Source organism: Mammaliicoccus sp. D-M19 (assembly GCF_022386695.1).
Lineage (GTDB): Bacteria > Bacillota > Bacilli > Staphylococcales > Staphylococcaceae > Mammaliicoccus > Mammaliicoccus sciuri.
In genome coordinates this window covers 473,892-499,760 of the sequence record NZ_JAJNHW010000002.1, presented here as the reverse complement: position 1 = coordinate 499,760, position 25,869 = coordinate 473,892, and the positions used below count along the sequence as shown (strand labels likewise).

At 34.7% G+C, this 25,869-nt stretch carries 17 protein-coding genes and 1 other RNA gene; 6 read left to right on the top strand and 12 right to left on the bottom strand.

All coding sequences use genetic code 11. The features are described from left to right. Window positions 1–7,972 (bottom strand): YPDG domain-containing protein (locus LQ675_RS08025; protein WP_239753248.1); only part of this gene is annotated, 7,972 nt, incomplete at its 3' end. A gap of 448 nt (window positions 7,973–8,420) precedes the next feature. Here LQ675_RS08025 and LQ675_RS08020 point away from each other — a divergent pair. After that, window positions 8,421–8,819, top strand: coding sequence for a ribonuclease HI family protein (locus LQ675_RS08020; RefSeq protein WP_048539803.1), 399 nt, complete (start codon window positions 8,421–8,423; stop codon window positions 8,817–8,819). A gap of 42 nt (window positions 8,820–8,861) precedes the next feature. On the opposite strand, the gene LQ675_RS08015 is transcribed toward LQ675_RS08020, so the two are convergent. Together LQ675_RS08015 and LQ675_RS08010 are read right to left on the bottom strand one after the other, a co-directional pair. Further along, a complete protein-coding gene (locus LQ675_RS08015) occupies window positions 8,862–9,746 on the bottom strand; it encodes a 5'-3' exonuclease (protein ID WP_048539802.1) in 885 nt (294 codons plus the stop codon). Between the two features lie 11 nt (window positions 9,747–9,757). Then, window positions 9,758–13,186, bottom strand: a complete 3,429-nt coding sequence (locus tag LQ675_RS08010) for a dynamin family protein (RefSeq protein WP_239727428.1) — start codon at window positions 13,184–13,186, stop codon at window positions 9,758–9,760. Between the two features lie 285 nt (window positions 13,187–13,471). Here LQ675_RS08010 and LQ675_RS08005 point away from each other — a divergent pair, with 285 nt between their 5' ends. Beyond that, complete coding sequence (locus LQ675_RS08005; RefSeq protein ID WP_048539800.1) at window positions 13,472–13,951, top strand: cupredoxin domain-containing protein; 480 nt, start codon at window positions 13,472–13,474, stop codon at window positions 13,949–13,951. Continuing rightward, on the top strand, window positions 13,948–15,600 hold the full coding sequence (locus LQ675_RS08000) for a b(o/a)3-type cytochrome-c oxidase subunit 1 (protein ID WP_075577964.1): 1,653 nt from the start codon (window positions 13,948–13,950) through the stop codon (window positions 15,598–15,600). The genes LQ675_RS08005 and LQ675_RS08000 overlap by 4 nt, the downstream gene beginning before the upstream one ends. A gap of 883 nt (window positions 15,601–16,483) precedes the next feature. Here the strand turns inward: LQ675_RS08000 and LQ675_RS07995 are convergent. From LQ675_RS07995 to LQ675_RS07975, 5 genes are all read right to left on the bottom strand, one after another. Continuing rightward, a complete protein-coding gene (locus tag LQ675_RS07995) occupies window positions 16,484–17,608 on the bottom strand; it encodes a THUMP domain-containing class I SAM-dependent RNA methyltransferase (protein WP_075577965.1) in 1,125 nt (374 codons plus the stop codon). Between the two features lie 85 nt (window positions 17,609–17,693). Continuing rightward, an RNA gene (gene rnpB / locus LQ675_RS07990) (RNase P RNA component class B) lies at window positions 17,694–18,063 on the bottom strand. A 47-nt stretch (window positions 18,064–18,110) separates the two neighbouring features. Continuing rightward, the gene (gpsB, locus tag LQ675_RS07985) at window positions 18,111–18,425 is read right to left on the bottom strand and encodes a cell division regulator GpsB (protein ID WP_025905495.1); all 315 of its coding nucleotides are present in this window, start codon (window positions 18,423–18,425) and stop codon (window positions 18,111–18,113) included. 13 nt (window positions 18,426–18,438) lie between these two features. After that, a complete protein-coding gene (locus tag LQ675_RS07980) occupies window positions 18,439–19,002 on the bottom strand; it encodes an SLOG family protein (RefSeq protein WP_058592358.1) in 564 nt (187 codons plus the stop codon). Further along, on the bottom strand, window positions 18,996–19,325 hold the full coding sequence (locus LQ675_RS07975; RefSeq protein WP_048539796.1) for a DUF1798 family protein: 330 nt from the start codon (window positions 19,323–19,325) through the stop codon (window positions 18,996–18,998). The genes LQ675_RS07980 and LQ675_RS07975 overlap by 7 nt, the downstream gene beginning before the upstream one ends. 168 nt (window positions 19,326–19,493) lie before the next feature. On the opposite strand from LQ675_RS07975, the gene recU reads away from it, so the two are divergent. The 3 genes from recU (at window position 19,494) to LQ675_RS07960 (ending at window position 22,773) form a co-directional block, all read left to right on the top strand. Beyond that, window positions 19,494–20,120: a Holliday junction resolvase RecU gene (recU, locus tag LQ675_RS07970; RefSeq protein WP_107602347.1), complete on the top strand. Its 627-nt coding sequence runs from the start codon at window positions 19,494–19,496 to the stop codon at window positions 20,118–20,120. Beyond that, window positions 20,117–22,453, top strand: a complete 2,337-nt coding sequence (locus LQ675_RS07965) for a transglycosylase domain-containing protein (RefSeq protein WP_048539794.1) — start codon at window positions 20,117–20,119, stop codon at window positions 22,451–22,453. Before recU ends, LQ675_RS07965 begins: the two co-directional genes overlap by 4 nt. A 107-nt stretch (window positions 22,454–22,560) precedes the next feature. Then, the gene (locus LQ675_RS07960) at window positions 22,561–22,773 is read left to right on the top strand and encodes a hypothetical protein (RefSeq protein WP_239753247.1); all 213 of its coding nucleotides are present in this window, start codon (window positions 22,561–22,563) and stop codon (window positions 22,771–22,773) included. A 12-nt stretch (window positions 22,774–22,785) separates the two neighbouring features. Here LQ675_RS07960 and LQ675_RS07955 read toward each other — a convergent pair whose 3' ends face one another. The 4 genes from LQ675_RS07955 to asnS all read right to left on the bottom strand — a co-directional run bounded on the left by LQ675_RS07955 (window position 22,786) and on the right by asnS (window position 25,842). Then, on the bottom strand, window positions 22,786–23,133 hold the full coding sequence (locus LQ675_RS07955) for a YpoC family protein (RefSeq protein ID WP_075577967.1): 348 nt from the start codon (window positions 23,131–23,133) through the stop codon (window positions 22,786–22,788). Continuing rightward, on the bottom strand, window positions 23,130–23,798 hold the full coding sequence (gene nth / locus LQ675_RS07950; RefSeq protein ID WP_048539792.1) for an endonuclease III: 669 nt from the start codon (window positions 23,796–23,798) through the stop codon (window positions 23,130–23,132). Before nth ends, LQ675_RS07955 begins: the two co-directional genes overlap by 4 nt. Beyond that, window positions 23,788–24,480, bottom strand: coding sequence for a DnaD domain-containing protein (locus LQ675_RS07945; protein ID WP_239372051.1), 693 nt, complete (start codon window positions 24,478–24,480; stop codon window positions 23,788–23,790). The genes nth and LQ675_RS07945 overlap by 11 nt, the downstream gene beginning before the upstream one ends. A 69-nt stretch (window positions 24,481–24,549) precedes the next feature. Then, window positions 24,550–25,842, bottom strand: coding sequence for an asparagine--tRNA ligase (asnS, locus tag LQ675_RS07940; RefSeq protein ID WP_048539790.1), 1,293 nt, complete (start codon window positions 25,840–25,842; stop codon window positions 24,550–24,552). Between the last annotated feature and the right edge of the window lie 27 nt (window positions 25,843–25,869).

Sequence of the window (25,869 nt, the reverse complement as noted above, 5' to 3'; positions counted from 1 at the left end):
AAGTAGGATCAGATTCAACTTTGTTTGGAATACCATCACCATCAGTATCTTCGTCACCATCGTTTACACCATTACCGTCAGTATCAGCGTTTGTTGGATCAGTACCGTTAGCTTCTTCGTCTTTATTATTAACGCCGTCGCCATCGATATCATTATCTTGATTATCAGGGATGCCATCTCCGTCTGTATCCTTCGGAGTAGAGATATCAGGTTTACCGTCGCCATCTTTATCCGTTACTTTATCAGAAGTAGGATCAGATTCAACTTTGTTTGGAATACCATCACCATCAGTATCTTCGTCACCATCGTTTACACCATTACCGTCAGTATCAGCGTTCGTTGGATCAGTACCGTTAGCTTCTTCGTCTTTATTATTAACGCCGTCACCATCGATGTCGTTATCATCTTTATCAGGAATTCCATCTCCATCAGTATCTTTGTCTGAATCAGAATCAGAACTAGAATTTGAAGCACTGTTAGAGTCAGAGCTGCTATCAGTGTTACTATCTGAAGTTGAGTTGTTGTCTGAATTAGAATCAGAATCGCTATTTGAGTCAGAGTTCGAATCAGAATTACTATCAGTATCAGAGTTAGAATCACTGTTAGAGTCTGAATCAGAACTACTATCAGATTGTCTATCAGAGCCACTGTCTGAGTTCGAATCAGAACCGCTATTTGAATCAGAGTTCGAGTTTAAATCAGAATTACTGTCAGTAGTAGAGTCAGAACCACTGTTAGTGTCTGAATCAGAATCTTTATCAGATTGGCTATCAGAGCCACTGTCTGAGTTAGAACCAGAACCGCTATTTGAATCAGAGTTCGAGTTTAAATCAGAATTACTGTCAGTAGTAGAGTCAGAACCGCTGTTAGCGTTTGAATCGGAACCACTATCAGATTGGCTATCAGAACTGCTATTTGAGTCAGAGTTCGAATCAGAACCAGTATTAGAGTTAGCGCCTGAATCAGAATTACTATCAGTATCAGAGTTAGAACCACTGCTAGTGTTCGAATCAGAACTACTATCAGATTGGCTATCAGAGCTGCTGTCTGAGTTAGAACCAGAATCACTACTTGAATCAGAGTTCGAATCAGAACCAGTATTAGAGTTAGCGCCTGAATCAGAATTACTGTCAGTAGTAGAGTCAGAACCGCTGTTAGCGTTTGAATCGGAACCACTATCAGATTGGCTATCAGAACTGCTGTTTGAGTCAGAACCAGAATCGCTATTTGAATCAGAGTTCGAGTCTAAATCAGAATTACTGTCAGTAGTAGAATCAGAACCGTTGTTCGAGTCAGAACCGCTGTTAGAATCAGAACCGTTGTTCGAGTCAGAACCACTGCTAGAATCTAAACCAGAATTACTATCAGTAGCAGAATCAGAACCACTGTTAGTGTCTGAATCAGAATCTTTATCAGATTGACTATCAGAACTGCTGTCTGAGTTAGAAGTTGAATTACTTTCACTCTCAGAAACTGAGTTAGAGTTTGAAGTACTGTCAGTACCAGAGTCAGAACCACTGTTAGTGTCTAAATCAGAATCTTTATCAGATTGACTATCAGAGCTGCTGTCTGAGTTAGAACCAGAATCACTACTTGAATCAGAGTTCGAGTCTAAATCAGAATTACTATTAGTATCAGAGTTAGAACCGCTGTTAGAATCAGAACCGTTGTTCGAGTCAGAGCCACTGCTAGAATCTAAACCAGAATTACTATCAGTAGCAGAATCAGAACCACTGCTAACGTCTGAATTAGAACCTTGATTAGTTTGACTACCAGAGCCAGTATCAGAGTTCGAGTCAGAACCGCTGTTAGTGTCTGAACCAGAATCGCTATTTGAGTCAGAGTTCGAATCAGAACCAGTATTAGAGTTAGCGCTTGAATCACTACTTGAATCAGAGTTCGAGTCTAAATCAGAATTACTGTCAGTATCAGAGTTAGAACCACTGTTAGTGTTCGAATCAGAATCTTTATCAGATTGACTATCAGAGCTGCTGTCTGAGTTAGAACTAGAATCACTACTTGAATCAGTGTTCGAGTCTAAATCAGAAGTACTATTAGTACCAGAGTCAGAACCACTGTTAGTGTCTAAATCAGAATCTTTATCAGATTGACTATCAGAGCTGCTGTCAGAGTTAGAACCAGAATCGCTATTTGAATCAGAGTTCGAATCAGAACCAGTATTAGAGTTAGCGCCTGAATCAGAATTACTATCAGTATCAGAGTCAGAACCGCTGTTAGCGTCTGAATCAGAATCTTTATCAGATTGACTACCAGAGCTACTATCTGAGTTAGAACCAGAATCGCTATTTGAATCAGAGTTCGAGTCTAAATCAGAATTACTGTCAGTAGAAGAATCAGAACCACTGTTAGTGTCTGAATCAGAATCTTTATCAGATTGACTATCAGAGCTACTGTCAGAGTTAGAACTAGAATCACTACTTGAATCAGAGTTTGAGTCTAAATCAGAAGTACTATCGGTACCAGAGTTAGAACCACTGTTAGTGTCTGAATCAGAATCTTTATCAGATTGACTACCAGAGCTACTATCAGAGTTAGAACCAGAATCGCTATTTGAATCAGAGTTCGAGTCTAAATCAGAATTACTATTAGTATCAGAGTTAGAACCGCTGTTAGCGTTCGAATCAGAATCTTTATCAGATTGGCTATCAGAACTGCTGTTTGAGTCAGAACCAGAATCGCTATTTGAGTCAGAGTTTGAGTCTAAATCAGAATTACTATCAGTATCAGAGTTAGAACCAGAATCGCTATTTGAGTCAGAGTTCGAATCAGAACCAGTATTAGAGTTAGCGCCTGAATCAGAATTACTGTCAGTAGCTGAGTTAGAACCACTATTAGTGTTCGAATCAGAACTACTATCAGGTTGGCTATCAGAGCCGCTATCAGAGTTAGAAGCAGAATCACTACTTGAATCAGAGTTTGAGTCTAAATCAGAATTACTATCAGTAGCAGAATCAGAACCACTGTTAGTGTCTGAATCAGAATCTTGATCAGATTGACTATCAGAGCTACTGTCTGAGTTAGAACTAGAATCACTACTTGAATCAGAGTTCGAGTCTAAATCAGAAGTACTATCAGTAGCAGAATCAGAACCACTGTTAGTGTCTGAATCAGAATCTTTATCAGATTGGCTATCAGAGCCACTGTCTGAGTTAGAAGCAGAATCACTACTTGAATCAGAGTTCGAGTCTAAATCAGAATTACTGTCAGTAGCAGAATCAGAACCACTGTTAGTGTCTGAATTAGAATTTTTATCAGATTGGCTATCAGAACTGCTGTTTGAGTCAGAGTTCGAATCAGAACCACTGTTAGTGTTTGAATCAGAATCTTTATCAGATTGACTACCAGAGCTACTGTCTGAGTTAGAACCAGAATCACTACTTGAATCAGAGTTTGAGTCTAAATCAGAAGTACTATCAGTATCAGAGTCAGAACCACTGTTAGCGTTTGAATCGGAACCACTATCAGTTTGGCTATCAGAACTGCTGTTTGAGTCAGAACCAGAATCGCTATTTGAGTCAGAGTTCGAATCTAAATCAGAAGAACTGTCAGTAGCAGAATCAGAACCACTGTTAGTGTCTGAACCAGAATCTTGATCAGATTGACTATCAGAGCTGCTGTCTGAGTTAGAACCACTGTTAGTGTCTGAACCAGAATCTTTATCAGATTGGCTATTAGAACTGCTGTCTGAGTTAGAATCAGAACCAGTATTAGAGTTAGCGCCTGAATCGGAATTACTATCAGTACCAGAGTCAGAACCAGAAGTATCCTTTGGAAGGACAGAAGCTATAGCATGTATTTCTTCGGAAGAACCATCTGGATATTTCACCGTTATAGGCATGTTTATTTCAGAACCAAATGTATCACGAGACGGAGCTGTAATTGTTACAGTACCGCTATTTGGGTCAACTGCCACAGTATATCCTTCTGGGATCAAAATATTTTTAGTAATTTCAAATGTTGTACCTGGAGGTAAATCTTTATCTCCTGTTTGAGGGATATCAATTTTTTGGCCAGGTTTCATATAATTTGATTTATTATAGTTTGGTGTATGCTCCTGAGCTTGGTTCGGAATAACTTTTACAGGAATAGATGTATCATCCACAGAACCATCCGGATAGTTAACTGTAACTGGAATGGAAACAGTTTTACCAAGTGTTTCATTAACCGGTGGAGTTACAGTAGCATTACCAGTTTCATCAAAATTAACAGTCCAACCAATCGGAAGTCCATTTTTTTGGACTTCAAATGTTGTACCTGGAGGTAAATCTTTATCTCCTGTTTGAGGAACAGTAAATTTTAAACCAGGTTTCACATTAATAGGTGTATCACCATAGTTTGGATTATTCGTTATAGAATTTTTAAATGTAGCACTAACTGGTAATGAAGGTACTGATGTATTAGGATGTTCCGCTTTATCAGTCGCTTTAGCTGTAATATTACCTTCAGGTAAAGGTGTAGTTAATGGTATATGTGCGATACCATCTGTTCCAGCGTCCTTCTCACCAAGTTTCTGTCCATCTTTATCAAATAATTCAACTTTAGAACCCGGTTCAGCAGTAACATCAACGATAGGCGTAGTACCGGCTTTACCTGTTAAATCAGTAGTAATAACTGGTTTAGCAGGAGGTGTTGTATCAGTTGCCTTTTTAGCATCTGAAGGTTGAGATGTGTTAGGATGTTCCGCTTTATCAGTGGCTTTAGCTGTAACATTACCTTCAGGTAAAGGTTTATTTGGCGTGATATGTGCGATACCATCTCTTCCGGCTTCTCTCTCACCAAGTTTATGTCCATCTTTATCAAATAATTCAACTTTAGAACCCGGTTCAGCAGTAACATCAATGGTAGGCGTAGTACCGGCTTTACCTGTTAAATCAGTAGTAATAACTGGTTTAGCAGGAGGTGTTGTATCAGTTGCCTTTTTAGCATCTGAAGGTTGAGATGTGTTAGGATGTTCCGCTTTATCAGTCGCTTTAGCTGTAACATTACCTTCAGGTAAAGGTTTAGTTGGCGTGATATGTGCGATACCATCTCTTCCGGCTTCTCTCTCACCAAGTTTATGTCCATCTTTATCAAATAATTCAACTTTAGAACCCGGTTCAGCAGTAACATCAACGATAGGCGTAGTACCAGCTTTACCTGTTAAATCAGTAGTAATAACTGGTTTAGCAGGAGGCGTTGTATCAGTTGCCTTTTTAGGATCAGATGCTTCTGAAAAATCTTGATCTTGTGGATTATTTGACACAAATGTTGCCTTAGCTATAACGTCACCTTCAGGTATTGGATTAGTAGGTCTTATTATAGCAATGCCATTCTCATCAGCAGTACCAGAACCTATCAGATGATTGTCTTTATCATAAAGAGATACCGTACTACCCGCTTCACTCGTTACATTGATTTCATCTTGAGTACCAGGTTTATTAGCTTTATCTGTTAATTCCGTGTTTATAACTGGTTTATTAGGAATACCTCTATAAATAAAGTTACCAAGTTCAAGTGGTTCACTTGTGTTCCCAGCTTCATCTGAAACATAAGCTTTTAATTTATAATTAGTATTTCTAGCAATGTTTTCATCTGCAATATTTATTTCATTATCATTTTGATCATAGATTTTGAATTCTTTAACTAAATGACTACGAGTTGAAAAATTATCTTTACCAACGATTTTATTCGTATTTTCATCAATGAATCGCTCAATATCCTGTTTAGTTCTAAACTCATTCGGAATACTTATTGCTGAACGTGTTTCGTTTGTTAATACAGTTGGTTTCGTTACATCAACAGGCACAACGAAAAGGTTCATAAGTCTCGTTTCTGTATCGGTATTTAAGTTAGTGAAATATGGTAATTGTTTGTATGTTGCATAAATTTGGAATTTATTTATGGCTCTATCTCTGCCCTCATTATTATTGTTGCCTGCAACACCGTTTGAATTATCTTTGGCAATATCATTAGATCCTTCACTACCTCTGATAATACGTGGATCAGAAAATGAAGCACTACCTGCTCCGTTGTTGTGTTCTTCTGCAATTTCAAATCCTGAAACGACACGATTGTATTTATCTTTATTTACAACACCATCTTGTCCTTCTGCAGACCCTTCGATATTAATAATACGTCCACCTAATAAATATTTACCATTATTGCCACTAACAGGTTGTATGATATCTAAAATAGCTACAGGTTTCCTATTAAGGAAGTATCTACCTTCTTTATCTCCTTCGTTACTACCGCCTAAATGAAAGCCATTTTGATTTCTTTCAGCTTTTTTCTTTTCTGTTCCATCTAAATTTCTACCAGTAGATTTCACATTAGCATTTAATAATGCTAATAATTCGTCTGTATTAATATTATGACCTGGATTATGTCCAATAGCATATTTATATATAAGTGTATTGCCATCAGGTGATAATTCAAATCCTGGATCTTCTGGTCGATTACTTAAATTTGGACGTTTCCAAGTAATATTAAATGCTTTTCTTAAATTTACTGGGTTATCTACAGTGTTTGTAGCATTATCATTTGATGATGGACTTGATTCAGCTGAAGGTCCATATTGGTTCTGAATAAACCTAACTCTGTTTGTATTATACGCTGGACCTAGATGTTTAGAAGCATTACCTACAGCCACATAGAATTTTCCACCATTTCTTCTTAACCATTCCTTACTAACAGTAGCAGTTATTGTTGCTCTATACGAATCCCCACTCGGATTAGTATTTTGATTTAGAAGCAAGTAGTTATCATTGTCAGTTAAATTTGTTAAACGTTTATAGTAATCTCTTTCATTAGATGTCATTGCATGATAAAGAATGCCATCTAGATGATTCTGAACGTCAACATCTTTTGTCCAATGTAATTCTCTACCACGTCCAGATAATTTTTCAACGTTACCTGCAGACAGTCTTACACCAGAAGGCGCAAATACATAAAAACGGCCACGAGCATCACTAGAATGTGCTTGGTTATAATGAATTGTATAAGTGAAGTCGACCGATTCGCCACGTTCTCTTGATGTAATATTTTCGATTAATACTGCTCTAGGAACCGTACTATCATTCATACCTTTCCCGAAACCTTTATTAAAGCTTCCAGTTTCTCCAATTCTGAACCCTGTTCTGCTTTCTAAAGATTCAGCTTGATATACTGTAATATAAGGTGGTAGTGTATATACTTTGCCATTGTTGTAAACAGTTACAGAGCCGTTCTCATCGACTGTAATCATATTGTCAGTTAAAAATTTATTCGTTCTTATTACAGCTTTTCTAACACGTGATTTTTCATAATCTGTAAGTTTATTTACATCATTGACAGGTATTTGGTGAGATGGTAAAGCTAATTCATCATTATTAGTAGCTATATCAGTTTCTATATCTTCAGTACCATTTTCATCACTAATATTTTTATCTTCTTTATCTTTCTCATCGACAGTTTTAGTTACATTACTTTTAGACTTATCAATAGATTGATGATTTTCTGCTTCTGCAGTTTCTGTTGTTTCTTCTGTGCTAGTTGATTCTTCAGCTACTTCTGTTGTTTCTGCTTGTGGTTGTTCTGCTTTTTCAGCAGTTTCAACTTTAGCAGTTTCTGGTGCTACTGTATCAACTTGAGTTGCTTCTTCTGTTGATGCTTCATTAGTTGTTGCATCTTGTGTTGTTTCATCAACTGTAGTTGCTTCTTCTTGTGGTTGTTCTGCTGTTGTTTCAGAAGTACCGATTTCTTGTTTTTCTTCTACATTTGATGATATTTCTTCATTTGCAGACGCTTCTTCAACTGGATCTGTTGATTTGCCTTCTGCTTTTTCTTCTTGTGCATGTTTTTGAATTACATTTTCAGATGCGAATGCATCGTGCGTTGGTAAGCCTAAGAATATAAGCGTACCGATTAGTATCGAACACGTTCCTACTGTGTACTTACGGATACTAAACTTCTGTAATTTCCGTTGCTTATCCATTAGCAAGCCCCTTTACTATAAATTTCCTTAAAGGCAACTTTACTCATGGCTGAGTTCCCCGTTACTATTTTGTCTTTATCTCATTAGTAATGTGTTCAATATATATTCTTTAAATGAATCTCAGATATATGAGTGAAGTGCACACTATTAATATGTGAATGGTCGTGCGAAACTAACTCTCCTTTCGTTAAGATTATTCACACATAAGATATGAACAAAATTATATTTCGTTCTGAATTAGTATATCACTTTTAATGTCGATTTCAAATACTATTTATAAAGAACTCTATAAAATTAATATACAATTTTTACAATTTACAATATTTTGTACAAGTTTGATGAAGAATTATTAAGTCTGAATGAAAAGTATTATGACCATTTATTGAAGTCTGTTTATCGTTCGTGTAAATTAGATGAGTAGGTAAATAATTTGAAAGAGTTGATTGAAATGCCGCAAATTTATTTTGACGCCGCTTCTAAAGGCAATCCTGGAGAAAGTTGTTGTGCATGCGTCATTATTAAGGATGATGCGAGACATCATTTCACATCTTATTTAGGTGAAATGGATAATCATCGTGCTGAATGGGAAGCGTTAATCTTCTCTATTCAACATGCGATTGAATTAGAAGTTGGTAATGCGTTGATTTATACAGATTCGAAATTAATTGCAGATAGTATTGATAAAGATTATGTAAAGAATGCAACGTTCAAACCATACTTCGAACTATTTAAAGAATTAGAACGTCAATTTGATTTAATATTTGTGAAGTGGATTCCACGATCTCAAAATAAAGAAGCCAATCAATTGGCACAAACTGCCTTAAGAAAACAATTAAAGCATAAATAAAAAGCATATCACGACGGCGCGTGATATGCTTTTTACGTTTATTTATAAGAAGTTCGTAGTTAAATATTTACTTGATACAAATAATTCATGTTCATTACAAATTTCGATAGATTGTTCGATTTCATGATGATATGTCATTTGATTAAGTAAATCTTCTGTTTCTAATGGCACATCTGTATGAATTTGCGCAAGTTGTTTCGACATTGCTAAGTCATCTCGATATGTGATGATTTTCTTTTGTTGACCTACTGTTAATTCATTAATGTTCTCAAGTACATTTTCAACAGATTGATATTGTTGAATCAGTTTAATCGCTGTTTTCTCACCGATACCTTTAACACCTGGATAACCATCAGCTGTGTCACCCATAAATGCTTTAACATCGACCAATTGATGTGGTTCTAGTCCATATTCTTCTCTAAATTTATGAATATCATATTTATTGTAAATATTGAAACCTTTTTTCGTCAGCCATATATCAACATCTGTATTTATACATTGTAATAAGTCACGGTCTCCACTCACGACATATGTTTCATGTCCTTTTTCTTGAGCGCGTTTACTAATTGTTCCTATAACATCATCCGCTTCATAATTTGTTATACCTAAATTCAGCATACCTAATTTTTCAGCAATTTCTTTCGCACGGTCAAATTGTGGAATCATTTCTTCAGGTGGTGCGACTCTATTTGATTTATATGCTTCAAACATATCATTTCTGAAAGTCTTAGATCCCATATCCCAACAAACAGCAACATGTGTCGGTTTAATGTCATTGATTACTGTATATGAATGTCTAATAAATCCTTGTACAGCATTTGTAGGAATACCTTTAGAATCTCTCATAAATTGTTTATGGATGCTTGTTGCATAAAAATGTCTAAATAATAAAGCCATACCATCTATTAATAATATTTTGTTACTCATATTGTGCTCCTTTATATCTCTTTCAAGACGTTTTCGATTTGTTCTATTACATCGTTATCAATATTCACAGATAAGTAATCTTCAATGAGATGAATCGTCTCTTGATTATACTGTTCGATGTACGACTCACCTATTGTATCATAATGTTCCAAATTCTTAGTTAACGCTTCATTAAATGTCACGATTGGATGGTCGATAAGCTTCATTGTATCATTTAAAATCTCATTTTGTGTTTCTTTTACTTTAGATGTCTTAATTAAATCTTTCTTGCTCACCGAACTGATCGTTTGTTTCGCAATATCTTGAATTTGAATGCTAATCGGTTCCGGATTGATTTCATTTTCAAAGTCATGCTTAAACTTAGAGATTAAAATAGAAGCATCATTTAATTCAACAATTGTTGGTGTTAATAAATCATCAAATGTTCTTGCATAAAAATTCTTTAATCTTTCTACGATAAGCGAGCTTTCTAAACTTAATTTCTGATTTAAATCATCTACATAATATTTCGTACTCATTTGCAGCGATTGTTTAAATTGATCCGTTACAGTTGATGTATTGAAATGTTTTTTGACAATATCATTTAATTGTATATTCAATCTGTCTTTCAAGTAATACAGTTGATCATGAATTTCTTTTTCCAGTTGATGATGTGATTTAATCACAATTTGATTTGTGAAGTTCTGTTTATCTTTATAACTGAGTAAAGTTGATTTTCTCTTTTCAAGCTGTGCTTTATCTTGTCTATACGTATGCACCATTTGTTCTAATTCATTTGTCAGTTGTTTAATTCTAGACTCTACTTGTGACTTGAGCACTTGCTTACTTTCAACTTTAACAAAGTGATCTAACGCTTCCATAAGTCGTTTAAACTGATCATTATGTGATTTCAATGCTTGTTTACTTGAAACTGGATAACACTCAGGTTTAATGTTCAATGCATCTAATGATGATTCTACATAAGATATAACAGCTTGTTTATCTTCTTCAGATTCTGCTAAATCAATGGCGTTAATGACAAATTTCAAACCTTGTGATTGTTGTAAATTATTCATATCACGCATGTAAGTTAAGAACTCACCGTCTTTATCAGTAAAGGCATGATTATAATAACTCACATAAATAATTAAGTCACTTGATGCAATAATTTGTTCAGTCTCTCTCGTATGTCTTTGGTTATTAGAATTCAGTCCCGGTGAATCGATAATAATCTTGTCTTTTAACCATGCTTCTTCAAGTCTTAAATTAATTTTGTGTACAAAGGCAGCATGCGTATCATCAGCTGTTAACTTCTCTAGTTCTTCTATATCGAATGTGACAGATTTGCCTTCTTTTAAGATATCTTTGTAATGGTTAAAGTTTGTCTCGATTGCTTCAAAGAATGCTAGATGATTACTCGATAATGAAGGATGTTGTTTAATCTCTTTATCTTCTATAAACGATTCAATTGTAGAGTACTGTTTATTGGCGAACTCTGTTATATGGTTAATCTCTTCTAATAATTGCTCATAAGTCTTAAATGTCACTTCTTGTTCAGTACCGTAACTAATTTCAGTAATACTTGCTGTCGTTGGATTTGGTGAACTTAGCAGCACGGGCTTTTGTAAGATGGCATTAATTAAACTACTCTTACCCGCACTAAATGTTCCGAATACAGCAATCTTTGTCAAATTGTGTTCTATTCTTTCGACTTGGCTTTCGATATTATGAACTTCACCTTCAAATAACGGCAGTTTCTTTAAATGATTGATTTGATCTTTAAGTTGTTGCAGATTATTTTCTTGATGTTCCGTTTGAACTTCTTTGAATTGTTGTTTCGTTTCTTTCTTATCTTCTAGGTCAAGGTCATTTATATGAATAAAATGTCTATCAATTAACTTATCAATAGATTCATCAAGGTGAATATAATAATGTTGATAATTATTCGTAATGAGTGATGTTTTTAAATTCTTAAATTCAACATATGTTTCATATTCATTTAATTGATTCGTTTCTTCATTCGATTCGTTATGCACTTCACTCACATTAACGATTTCTTCGATTAATTGATTTGTTTCATTGCGTATTTTTCGATTAATCATTTCTGTAATGCCTTTAGAATAAATTAACACGTAATCATTTGTAATGGACGTTTGTTCTTGTACATGACCGCTTAATTCTTCTTTACTAATCGTATATTGTTGGTTGATGATTTTCTCGAATAAGTCCGCATCTTGAATGTATTTGTTTAAGTTCTCTAATGATTTAATCCATACTTTCGTAATTTCATCGTGAATTTTGATGTCTAAAGCTTCTTTCACTTGTTCAAGCGTTTCATCTTGAATCATCGCTTTCTTCTTATCTTTATTAAATAATCCTTTAACTTTATAGTCTTTAGCAGTTGTTTCTAAATAATGACGAATTGTTTCTCGCATTTCGTATGGCATCAAATAAGCGTTATCTAAAATTTCTTTGCGCTTTTCTTTTAAATTTGAAGTGAACTGATCTTTATCTTGAATTAATGATTGTTCACTTTGGACGTTGAATTTCTCTTTGTATGCTTGATAATCGTCATCGAACGTTTCTTCAGTAGAATCAATATCAGAAAGAATCGTTTCCATATGTTGATTAATATATTTCAGCTGTTCTTGTTTAATGTAATTCGTCACACGGTCTATAAATACTTGGTGTTCCGTACGTTGTTGATCAAGCTGATGGATATACTGATTAAATAACTGCTTCTCATTATTCGGTGTATCATATTTAGAAACATAAAATATCTTCTCTAAATTCAGTTTCCAATCTGTAACGGCTTTGTTGACACGATTTTTATAAGTATCAAACGAGATTTCATCTTCATCATGTTTATCGACTTGGTTCACAACTAATATTACCGGAATATCCAATTTATTTAATGATTTAATAAAATTAAAATTCATATCCGACTGCACATGGTTATAGTCGACTGTATAAAATACATAATTAGATGTCAGCAAATATTGAAAAGCACTTTCTCTATGGTTATCACTCATAGAATCGACACCAGGTGTATCTTGGAAAGTAAATCCTTTATTAAATTTATCTGATGTAAATTCAATTTCAATAGATTCCACTTCTCTATCTTCTGTATTAAGCCTTTTAACATCTTCTTGATTATCTACGACTGTATATTGATTGTTGTTTAAATTAACGGAAATGCTGTTTTTGTCTGAAGAAATCAGTTGAGCTGTGTTACTAGTTGTCGGAACAGGAGAACTTGGTAATATATTTTGTCCGATAACATTGTTAATTAATGTAGATTTCCCTGCTGAAAAATGTCCGACAAAACTCACTGTATATTGTTCGTTATATATTTTTTTAATCATTTCATTGATTTGTTTAATTAATTGTTGGTTAGATGACTTTTCAATTTCTTTTTTTAATTTGTAAAGTAAATCTAATGATGCTTGATTACGATCCATTTTAATTCCCCTTTATTTTTACACAAATAATTTAAATAGTGTGATTTACATCACATTAATTTTTTAATCTCTATTCTATTATAAATAATGAAGAGAATATAAGAAAGGATGAATAAAATGACAGTGCAAAATAATGACCTAAACAAGAAGACTGATGACCACTCTCATGATGATCTGGATTTAAGAGGCACACTGTATTCAGTTTTTACATTAGGAGGCATCTTTGCAGTATTATGGGTAATTTGTTTTATTTTATTTTTAGTAAGAATTTAAGGGGTGAAATCTGTGCATAAATACGAAAAGTTATGGCTAAAAGTCGGCATAAGCTCATTAGTCATTTTCTTAACAATTTTGATGATTACAGGTTTGCATAATGGACACACGCCAGCCGCTTCTGGTAGAGACTATGTCAATCCTGATAAAGTCGATCAAATCGAACCTTTCAATAAACCAGGTTTACACAAAGTTAGCGGCAAAGATTACGACTATGAATTAGTTATTCTTGCTTCAGCTTTCAATTATCAGCCAGGTAAAGTCGAAATTCCTAAAGGTTCGAAAGTAAAAATCATTGCGACAAGTAAAGATACTTTGCATGGATTTAGTTTACCAGGAACGAACGTCAACATGATGTTAGAACCTGGACATATTAGTGAATATTACAAGACATTCAATGAGAAACGCGAATATTTAGTCATCTGTAATGAATATTGTGGTATCGGACATGCAGATATGAAGTCGATGATAAAGGTTGTGGATAAAAAATGATAACGCGATTAAATAAGAATGATAGCAGACTAGTGATGGCGCATATGTATGTAGCCATTGGTTGTTTAATCCTTGGTGGACTAGCAGGATTATTACAAACATTTGTAAGATCAGGTTTATTACAATTACCTAAACAAATTTCTTATTATCAAATCTTAACGGTGCACGGTATCGTATTAGCATTGGTACTGACAACTTTCTTTATCTTAGGATTTCAATTTTCTGCAGTAGCTAAGACATCTGGACATTTAACGTCTGTTCAAAGAAAGTTCGGTTGGGTTGGATTTTGGGTAATGATTCTTGGTACGCTCATGGCAGCAACAATGGTTCTATTAAACAAAGCCACTGTTTTATATACTTTTTATGCACCATTAAAAGCACATGCTATTTTCTATATTGGTATGGCGCTTGTTGTTGTAGGTAGCTGGATTTCTACAGTTGGACAAATTTTGAAATATGTAGAGTTTAAGAAGAAAAATCCAGGTAAGAAATCTCCCCTACTGAGCTACATGGTAGCAATCAACGGGGTAATGTGGATTGTATGTTCATTAGGTGTTGCTGCGACAGTACTCCTTCAATTAATTCCTTGGTCATTAGGTTTAGTTGAAAGAGTAGACGTAACATTAAGTAGAACATTGTTTTGGTATTTTGGTCATGCACTTGTTTATTTTTGGTTGTTACCAGCTTACATGTGTTGGTATGCAATTGTGCCAAAGATTATCGGTGCAAAAGCATTCTCAGACAATTTAGCAAGAATGTCATTTATGCTATTCTTATTCTTCAGTATTCCAGTTGGGATACACCACCAATTAGTTGAACCAGGTATTGATGATACATGGAAATACTTACAAGTTGTATTAACATTTATGGTTGTTATTCCATCAATGATGACAGCATTTAGTTTGTTTGCAACATTTGAAAATTACGGCCGTTCTAATGGATATAAAGGATTGTTTACATGGTTTAAATCTTTACCATGGAATGACGCAAGATTCGTATTACCATTCTTAGGTATGTTAGCCTTTATTCCAGGTGGCGCAGGTGGATTAGTTAACGCATCTGCACAAATGAATGGATTAATTCACAATACAATTTGGGTAACTGGACACTTCCATTTAACAATCGCTTCCGCGGTCATCATGACATTCTTCGGAATCATGTACTGGTTAATACCTCATTGTACAGGTAGAAAACTAACTAAATTCACGAATAAATTAGCGCTTATGCAAGGTTATACTTGGGCAATCGGTATGACAATTATGAGTGGTGCTATGCACTATGTTGGATTAGTAAAAGGCGCACCAAGAAGATCAACATATTCAGAATATGGCGGTGCTAAACAAGCTGCTGAATGGATACCATATCAAGTATTACAAGCAGTCGGGGGAACAATTTTATTTATATCTATAATATTAGTTGTAATGGTGTTTATACATTTAGCCTTCTTATCTCCTAAAGGCGAAGAAGAATATCCAGTATCAGAAGCATTAGATGAACAACAACCAGTCATTAGATTTGTTGAGAACTGGAGATTCTTAATCATCGTGACAGTATTGCTTATCTTAATTGCTTATACTGTCCCTATCGGACAGATGTTCACAGATCCAGCACCAGGAGCCAAAGGATTAGGAGAAGGAAAACTTTGGTAATTCTAAATTAATACATTTACCTTAGAACCTTCATACAATGATAAATAATAGGAAGACTGGCAACACATCTTTAGGAGATGCGATGCCAGTCTTTTTTGTTGTGTGGGGTTTGGGGGTGGTGGTTGTAATGAATATCTCTTGTCTAAATCTATTGGAGAAGCATGGTGATGAGTCGAGTCTTGTCTTAACGTCCAACTTAAGCCAAGAAATCGTCCAAGTCATGGCTTAAAGTCCAAATTAAGCCAAGAGATCAGCCAAGTCATAGCTTAACGCCTAACTTAAGCCAAGAGATAGCTCAAGTTGGGCTTAATGTCCTACTTAAGCCAAGAGATTATCTAAGTCTTGTCTTAACGTCCAAATTAAGCCAAGAGATTACCTAAGTCGTAGCTTAACGCCTAACTTAAGCCAAGAGATTACCTAAGTCGTAGCTTAACGACCTAATTAAGCCAAGAAATCGTCCAAGTCATGGCTTAAAGCCTAACTTAAGCCAAGAGATCAGCCTAAGTCATGGCTTAACGCCCAACTTAAGCTAAGAGATTAGCCAAGTCATAGCTTAAAGTCCTAATTAAGCCAAGAGATTACCTAAGTTGTAGCTTAACGACCTAATTAAGCCAAGAGATTACCTAAGTCGTAGCTTAACGACCTAATTAAGCCAAGAGATTACCTAAGTCGTAGCTTAACGACCTAATTAAGCCAAGAGATTACCTAAGTCTTGTCTTAACGTCCAACTTAAGCCAAGAAATCGTCCAAGTCATGGCTTAAAGTCCAAATTAAGCCATGAGATACTTGATATACCTCAAACCATACATCCCTACTATCCTCCAAACCAAAAAACCACCTGCTCTGCAGGTGGTTTCCACTTTTTCTACTTACTTCCTACTATCTATTTATTTCGTTTGCCCCAATATTGATAGTACGTACATTCGATATAGCCGTTAAATAGTTTTCTTCTTTTTGTGGCTTTCTTACCTACTAATGGTTCAAATTCTTTATAGCTTGTAAGCATATATAATGATGCTTGTTCGTTTTGTTTCATGATTTCGCCTAAGTGTTTGTACATTGCTTCTACTTCACTTCGTTCACCGATACGTTCGCCATATGGTGGGTTCCCGATTATTGAAACAGGTCCTTCTGGTACTTCTAGATTATGTACATCTTGGACTTTAAATTGAATGATGTCCCCTAACCCAACTTCTGTTGCATTATCTTTCGCGATTTCGACCATATTAGGATCGATATCACTTGCTATGATATTAATTTCTTTATCATATAATGCCGCATCATCTGCTTCTTGTCTGAGTTGGTCATACAAGCCTTCTGGTATGATATCCCAATCTTCACTCGCAAACTCACGATTAAATCCTGGTGCAATATTTTGAGCAATGAGTGCTGCTTCTATTGCAAGTGTACCTGAACCACAGAATGGATCAATAAATGGTGTTTCACCGCTCCAGTTTGTTAATCTTACAAGCGCTGCAGCTAATGTTTCTTTCATAGGTGCGTCACCTTGTGCCAAACGGTAACCTCTTTTATGAAGTCCAGAACCTGAAGTGTCGATTGTTAATAAAGCTTCGTCTTTCAGTAATGATACTTCAACTTGGTATTTGCTACCTGTCTCATCGATCCAACCTTTAATTTGATACGCATGTTTCAATCTCTCAACTATCGCTTTTTTAACGATTGCTTGACAGTCGGATACGCTGAATAATTTAGATTTAACACTTTTACCTTGAACTGGGAACATACCTTGAGCGCCAATCACATTTTCCCATGGTAATGATTTAGTCTTTTCGAATAATTCGTCAAAAGTTGTTGCGTGGAAACGTCCTACTACGATTTTGACTCTGTCAGCAGTTCTTAACCATAAATTTGATTTAACGATTGCTGTTTCATCACCTTTGAAAAGTACGCGACCGTTTTCTACTTTTGTTTCATATCCTAATTCTTGAACTTCTCTAGCAACAATTGATTCTAATCCCATTGGACTAGTAGCGAGTAATTGATACATGCATATACTCCTTTATATTTAAAATTATCATTATTTATAAATAAAAAGCTCTCCTACTTGGGAGAGCGACACTAGTAAGTGATAAATCTGTAAGCCATGTTTTGTCCTTTAGTACTGCTAACGTGTACTAGTTACACTCGTACGCCAGTGATAATCATCTGTCTGTATGATTACATACCTTCTTATTCCGTTCATTTCCGTCAAAGAAGTGCTCCTACCAATTTTGGATTGCTCACTCGAGGGGTTTACCGCGTTCCACCTTTTACATTTCTGTAAAAGCTACGTCACTGTGGCACTTTCAAACTACTTTAACCATATTATAAATAACTTAGGTTATTTCGTTGCCGTCAATTATTTGCCCTGGCTTATTGTTTCGCCAAGCACGAACACTACATTCATCTCAGAATGTGTGAGCATGGACTTTCCTCTACTTAACGTAGCGATTATCCGAAATACCACTCAACAAAGAATTATAGCATAAACGACGTTAAATAACTATCATTTATTCGCCGAATACTGCTTTTTCAAGATTAGAAATTCGTTTTAAGATATCTACATTATTGGAATTGTATTGTTGTGAACCTTGTGGTCTGCCTGACGCGACACGGATTCTTAACTGTTCGATTTCTTTTTTAAGTTTAGAATTTTCTTCTGTTAATTTGATGACTTCGTTATTTAACTCAGCCATTTTTTGATAGTCTGAAATAATGTCATCTAAAAAAGCATCTACTTCTTCAGTTTTGAAACCTCTTAAACCTCTTTCAAATTCCTTTTCATAAATATCTTTTGCAGATAGCTTTAATGTTACATCAGCCATTTTTACACCTCATTTAATATGATTCGTTGTCATTATTATAATTAAATTCCATAAAGTCTTGTAAATCCATGAATGTAATAACATTATAAGTATAGTTTGTCTTTTCAGCAAAATCAACTAACTTACTTTTGAAGTATTTAGGTGATGCTTCTTGTTCATCATCATAAAATAAAATTGTCTTATCAGTGTTATCGAGTATAAATTCATTAGCTTGTTGAAATTGAAATCCACCTTGATAGTCACTTTGATGAATCGCATTGACATAGTCTGCTTGTGCGACAATATTGTGGTAAGCTTGTTGGTTTGTTTCATTCCATTTATTATAATGATTTAAAAATGGCGTCAATATCGCAAGTTTCAATTGTGGGTATTTATTTTTCATTTCAATGGTCACTTCAGCTGCCCATAGTTCAAATCCTAATTGTCCTGAAATAATGACCCACTCCATACCTTCTTCTATTTCTTGCTCAATTATTTCTTTAAGATATGCTTTGATGACTTTAACTTCTGGCTGTTCATTTTTAAAAATATTCAATTCAAACGGTTTGTATCCCGTAAAATATACTGACGTCATGATAAATCACCTATATGTGTATAAATATAATTTAAATCATGTTGTACAGCTTTATGCTTTTCAAAGAAGAGTTTCTTACTTGTACGTTTATAATGGCATTCTACAGATAACTCTTTGTAGTTACTAATTAAGAGTTGAAATTTCTGTTCATTCATATATTGTAATTTCAATACTGTATCTTGATGAACAGCAAGTTTATCTAGCAAAACATCGACTTGTTCAACAAATGGTACGACATCTTTATAAAAGTTGTATTCGTAGTCATCCTTTGCATGTTGAAAAATATCTAGCATATCATTTAATTTATTTAAAAGATCTTGTATCATCGCTACACCTACTATTAATGAAGTTTGTATTTTAAATGTCCTCACGATAAAATGATAACATAACTAGAAAAGTTCTAGAATATTTATGTATCATTAAAAACTTTTGTAACTTATAATGAAATAAGGTATAATGTTTAGAGTTTTATGATATGAAGCTAGGTGATGAATTTGAATTATCCAAACGGAAAAAAAGATACAAAAAATACTTCTAAAGTCTCAATTCAAAACGACCCAAAATATAGTAGAATACAATATGGTAAACGGGGTATGAGATTAGAGGAGGAAATTGATAAATCCAATGAATACTTCAGATTAGAAAATATAGCCGTTATTCATAAGAAACCAACACCTATTCAAATCGTTGATGTTGACTACCCTAAAAGACAAAAAGCGGTCATTAAAGAAGCTTATTTTAGAAAGCCTTCAACAACAGATTATAATGGTGTTTATAATGGATACTATATTGACTTTGAAGCTAAGGAAACGAAAAATAAGACAAGTTTCCCTTTAAATAATATCCACGATCACCAAGTATCACATATGGAACAAGTACTAAACCAAAAAGGCATATGTTTTTTGTTGATAAAATTTAGCTATCATGATAGCGTATTTTTATTGCCTTTTAGGAAGTTTATGGTATATTGGGACAGATATAAATCTGGAGGAAAAAAGTCCATCACACTTAAAGAGATTGAACATGATGGTTACTTAATACCAATCCAATTTAAACCAAGAATTAACTACATAACAATAGTTGATCAATTGATAAAAACAGAAAGTGAGGCGCTCAAATGAGTCAATCAAAAGCTTCTAATAGTAAAAATGGTAAAGAACAACCTAAAAAGAAAAGGAATATAAAACGGACGATTATTAAGGTGTTCGGTATTCTCGTGCTAGCATTCTTAGCAATGGTAATCGTAGGTGTTCTCGTATTTGCATATTATGCTTGGAAAGCTCCTGCTTTCAATGAAAGTGCGCTTAAAGACCAATTACCAACTAAAATTTATGACAAAAATAATAAACTTGTCACGACCCTTTATATGGGACAAAAGAGAGAACATGTTAAGTTTGATGAAGTACCAGACAAAATGAAAGATGCTGTATTAGCAACTGAGGATAATCGCTTCTATGATCATGGTGCATTAGATTATAAACGTTTATCTGGAGCAGTCATGAAGAACTTTACAGGTGGCTTTGGTTCACAAGGTGCATCTACATTAACACAACAAGTTGTAAAACGTTCATTCTTAACTGATAAGAAATCAATTGAAAGAAAAGCTCAAGAAGCTTACCTTTCATATAGATTAGAACAAGAATATTCTAAAGATGAAATCTTTGAAATGTACTTAAACAAAATCTATTACTCAGATGGTATTTACGGTTCTCAAACAGCAGCTAAATATTATTTCAATAAGAAATTGAAAGATTTAAACTTAGCCGAAACAGCATACTTAGCAGGATTACCACAAGTACCAAATCAATATAATATTTATGATAATCCTGAAGCGGCTGAAAAACGTAAAGACACTGTTCTTTATTTAATGGAAAGACACGGTAGAATCACTAAGAAAGAAATGAAAGAAGCACAAGATACACCTATCGATAAGAACTTAGTGAAACGTACAGTCGAAGAAAGAAATGACGCGATGACAGATACGCCTGATAATGAGTACGCTTCTTACATTAACTATGTTAAACAAGAAATTACTCAAAACAAAGCGTTCAAAGGTCAATCATTAAATGATATTATGACAAGCGGTCTTAAAATCTACACAAACATGGATAAAGATGTTCAAAAAACATTACAAGAGTCAGTTGATAACGGTACATTCTACAAGAATAAAGACCAAATTACTGGTTCATCTATAGTAGATACGAAGACTGGTAAATTAGTCGGTATCAGTGGTGGTAAGAATTACAAAGACGTAGTGGATAGAAACCAAGCAACAGATGTCCATCCAACAGGTTCATCTCTAAAACCGATACTAGCTTATGGGCCAGCAATTGAGAATATGCAATATGCGACAAACCATAAGTTCCAAGATGAAAGCGAATATAATATCAACGGTAGTATATTCAAGAACTATGATGGTCAAGGTCACGGTTCAGTTACAATGGCAGATGCATTAGCAAGATCATACAACATCCCAGCATTGAAATCTTGGCAAGAAACAAACCAAAATGCTGGTGAAAAAGCAGTTAAAGACTTTGCTTCTAAAGTGAATTTAAATTATAAAGATGAAATTGGACCGTCAGAAGTACTTGGTGGTTCACAATCAGAATTCTCCCCTACTCAATTAGCATCAGCATTTGCATCAATGGGTAATGGTGGAACATACAATGAAGCAAAATCAATTAGAAAAGTTGTCACTCAAGATGATGAAACTATCAAATTCTCAAGCGAAAGCCATAAAGCAATGGAAGACTACACAGCATACATGTTAACTGAAATGCTAAAAGGAACATTCCAGGCATACGGTTCAGCTTATGGATATGGAATTAACGGCGTGAACGTAGCAGCTAAAACAGGTACTGGTACTTATGGTGATGAAGTATACAATGAATATCAATTACCTGAAAATGCAGCGAAAGACGTTTGGATTACAGGTTATTCGCCACAATACACAATGTCAGTATGGATGGGCTTCAATAAAGTTAAAGAATACGGTGAAAACTCATTCTTAGGACATGATGAACAAACGAAACCACAAATATTATTCAATGAAGTTATGTCAGAAATCTCTAATTATGACGGTGCAGACTTCGAAAAACCAGATTCAGTAACAGGAAGCGGTAAAAGCTTGAGCGTTGCAGGTAATGAAGACAATGATACAACATCAAGCTCAGCACCTAGCAATAGTAATGGTAATAGTAGCAGTCAGCAAAATAATTATAACTTCTCAAATAACAATAATAATGTAACAACAAACGAACCACAGACGAATTCAAATTCATCAACAACACAACAAAATAATACACAACAACAGTCATCTACTAATCAGAACGTAACAACTGAAGAGCAAACGACTGAAACACCAACATCGGAAGAATCAGATTCAGACTCGGAAGATAATAGTTCGGCCTCTGATGCAGCAAAACAAGCTGCCAAAGAAGAGAAAGATGACTAAGATATAGAAAAAGCATCACATCCTTTGCGGGATGTGATGCTTTTTTGATTTATATAATAGTGTGTTAAATTATAGTCGGGTATATCGCACGAAGACTTGAAGATATCGTGCGCAAGGGTATAAAAATAAGCCGTATCGCACGAAGACTCGAAGATATCGTGCGCAAGGGTATAAAAACAGGCCCTATCGCACGAAGACTTAAAGATATCGTGCGCGAAGCTATAAAAACAGGCCCTATCGCACGAAGACTTAAAGATATCGTGCGCGAAGCTATAAAAACAGGCCGTATCGCACGAAGACACAAAGATATCGTGCGATAAGGCCTATAATTTTTATTCTCCGTTTTCACGTTGTGCGGCTCTTTTAAGTTGGATCTGATATCTCGCATTCATTCTGATTAATTCTTCTTTCAATGTTACCATTTGTCTATATCCCATAAAGTGATATATTCTATCGTTTATATAGTGGTATCGTTCTTCGAAATTCATTGGTATAACTGGATATTCTTCGATATGTGCGATATCAAATGTTTCTATTTGATTGATTTGTTCTATATAAGCGATGATCAAATGATAATATTGATCTAACAATTGATGTGCTTCACTTGTTTTAAGCTTTTTATTTTTAACAAGTGGCTCTATTTGTTGTTCAAGTACTGTGAAATCATTTTTTTGTATCATGCGCCCTCAACCTTTACTAACCCAGCTTTTAATCGTTTTTGCCCTTCTCTACAATCTGCAAATAATGGACATACTTCGCATTTCGGTTTACGCGCTACACAGTGATAGCGTCCAAAGAATATAAGCTGATGGTGACTTTTTGTCCATCTTTCTCTTGGAATAATGCTACATAAACGATCTTCAACTTGGCGCACATTGTCTTTAATTCTACATATTGCAAGGCGTTTAGATACGCGCTCAACGTGTGTGTCTACTGCTAATGATGGTTCTCCGAATGCTACACTCATCACAACATTCGCTGTTTTACGCCCTACACCAGCTAATGATTCTAATTCTTGATGTGTACTTGGTACGACACCATTAAAATTATCTAACAGCGATTGACAAAGTTTTTGTATATTTTTAGCTTTATTGCGGTATAAACCGATTGAACGAATGTCATTTTGTAGTTCTTCTAAACTTACATTTAAATAGTCTTCAGGTGTTTTATACTTTGCAAAAAGTGATTTCGTCACTTTGTTGACGAGTACGTCTGTACACTGTGCAGAAAGTAATACTGCGATTGTAAGTTCGAATGGATTGTCATGAACGAGTTCACATTCGGCATCTGGAAACATTTCATCAATAACATCCATCATTTCTAATGCTTTCTTTTTACTTATCATAAGGATTCTCCCCATTTACCCAATCAAAAGTCGGGATTAAATTAACATTTTGTTTTACTTTTTTAGTTTGATTAAACTTTTCACTTTCTTCTTTGGAAGATTCAACAGTAGTGATGTGCTTCTTCTTCCAGTTTAATAAAATGCGGTCGATATATTTGATGCTGAGTTTGTCTAAACTATGCGCTTCGTTAAGCGCGCTCATAATGAGTTCGTTTGAATGTTTATCAGTATCAATCCAGTGGTTTAATGTTTGAACTTCTAATGGTGTTAATGGTCGACCGAAAGTGGATTCGAATTCTTGGAATAATTTCTTGAATTGTAAGTTTTGATCTTCTACTGTACCTTGTTGCATCGCTTCGTTTTTGATTAATGCAAGTTGTTCATACAAAGGATCAAATGATATGAATTCATTATATTTATGTTGGTCATCTTTTTCAATTTTAATGTCTATAATTTTTAATTGAGAAAGTTGATTAATGACATGACTCACTTCTTGTATAGATAAAGTCGTGCCACGTTGAATATCTTCTAATGGAGGCTGTAAGTTTCGATCATTCTCTTGATCTAGCAATTTAATTAGGATAACGAATTGTTTTTCATTTAATCCCAAATTGGCATAATGATCAAACAAAGCTCTTTGTACAACGACTGGCTTTTCTTTTAACATAGCACTTGTATACATATTTTCACCTACTTCATTATAAAAATATAGAGTCTGGGATCACTATTCAGCTCCCAGACTCGCATATTATTATGGATATAATCGATTTAATAAACGTGGGAATGGTGCAGTTTCTCTAACGTGTTCTACGCCACTTAACCATGCTACTGTTCTTTCAAGTCCTAAGCCAAATCCACTATGTGGTACACTTCCGTATTTTCTTAAGTCAGTGTAGTAACTGTATGCTTCAGGATCTAAACCATGTTCATTAATTCTTTGATTAATTAAATCTAAATCACTAATTCTTTCAGAACCACCAATGATTTCTCCGTAACCTTCTGGTGCGATTAAATCTGCGCATAATACAGTGTCTGGATTTTCAGGGTTTGGTTCCATATAGAATGGTTTAATTTTTGTTGGATAATTAATGATAAATACTGGTTTATCATAATGGTTTGCAATTGCTGTTTCATGAGGAGAACCGAAATCGTCGCCCCACTCAATATCATCGAATCCTTCTTGATGTAAGAATGTAATGGCATCATCGTAAGTGATTCTTGGGAATGGTGTTGAAACTTGTTCTAACTTAGAAGTATCTCTTTCAAGAAGTTCTAATTCTAATTTACAATTTGCCAACACAGCTTTAACGATGTGGTGTACGTAATTTTCTTGAACTTCTAAGCTTTGGTCATGTTTCATAAATGCCATTTCGCCTTCGATCATCCAGAATTCAATTAAATGTCTTCTTGTTTTTGATTTTTCAGCTCTGAAAGTCGGACCGAAACTAAATACTCTATTATGCGCCATAGCTGCAGCTTCTAAGTATAACTGACCACTTTGAGATAAGAATGCATCTTCATCGAAATATTTCGTATGGAACAATTCACTAGTACCTTCAGGTGCGCTACCTGTTAAAATTGGTGGATCAATTTTAGTGAATCCACTTTCGTTAAAGAACTCATATGTCGCACGAATAATTTCGTTTCTAATTTTCATAACGGCATGTTGACGTTTAGAACGTAACCATAAATGTCTGTGATCCATTAAGAATTCTGTACCATGATTTTTTGGTGTGATTGGATAATCATATGATTCTGAAATGACTTCTACACCACTTACTTGCATTTCATAGCCAAATTTAGAACGGTCATCTTCTGTAATTGTACCCGTAACATAAACAGATGTTTCTTGTGTTAATGATTTAGCTAATTGGAAGATGTCTTCTGATACTTCAGCTTTCACAACAACCCCTTGCATAAATCCTGTTCCGTCTCTTAATTGTAAAAATGCTATTTTCCCACTTGATCGCTTGTTTGCAATCCAAGCACCGATTGTCACTTCTTGATTGACATAATCTTTAGCTTGTTTAATCGTAATATTCATTATTATTTCTCCTATTCAAATAAATTA

Excerpts from the sequence above, each read along its gene's own strand:
- LQ675_RS07975 (WP_048539796.1), bottom strand. The coding sequence starts at position 19,325 with ATGATACAAGATCTTTTAAATAAATTAAATGATATGCTAGATATTTTT.
- nth (WP_048539792.1), bottom strand. The coding sequence starts at position 23,798 with ATGATAAGTAAAAAGAAAGCATTAGAAATGATGGATGTTATTGATGAA.
- gpsB (WP_025905495.1), bottom strand. The coding sequence starts at position 18,425 with ATGGCTGATGTAACATTAAAGCTATCTGCAAAAGATATTTATGAAAAG.
- LQ675_RS08000 (WP_075577964.1), top strand. The coding sequence starts at position 13,948 with ATGATAACGCGATTAAATAAGAATGATAGCAGACTAGTGATGGCGCAT.
- asnS (WP_048539790.1), bottom strand. The coding sequence starts at position 25,842 with ATGAATATTACGATTAAACAAGCTAAAGATTATGTCAATCAAGAAGTG.
- LQ675_RS07955 (WP_075577967.1), bottom strand. The coding sequence starts at position 23,133 with ATGATACAAAAAAATGATTTCACAGTACTTGAACAACAAATAGAGCCA.
- LQ675_RS07995 (WP_075577965.1), bottom strand. The coding sequence starts at position 17,608 with ATGTATCAATTACTCGCTACTAGTCCAATGGGATTAGAATCAATTGTT.
- LQ675_RS08015 (WP_048539802.1), bottom strand. The coding sequence starts at position 9,746 with ATGAGTAACAAAATATTATTAATAGATGGTATGGCTTTATTATTTAGA.
- LQ675_RS07945 (WP_239372051.1), bottom strand. The coding sequence starts at position 24,480 with ATGTATACAAGTGCTATGTTAAAAGAAAAGCCAGTCGTTGTACAAAGA.
- LQ675_RS07965 (WP_048539794.1), top strand. The coding sequence starts at position 20,117 with ATGAGTCAATCAAAAGCTTCTAATAGTAAAAATGGTAAAGAACAACCT.
- LQ675_RS08010 (WP_239727428.1), bottom strand. The coding sequence starts at position 13,186 with ATGGATCGTAATCAAGCATCATTAGATTTACTTTACAAATTAAAAAAA.
- LQ675_RS08020 (WP_048539803.1), top strand. The coding sequence starts at position 8,421 with ATGCCGCAAATTTATTTTGACGCCGCTTCTAAAGGCAATCCTGGAGAA.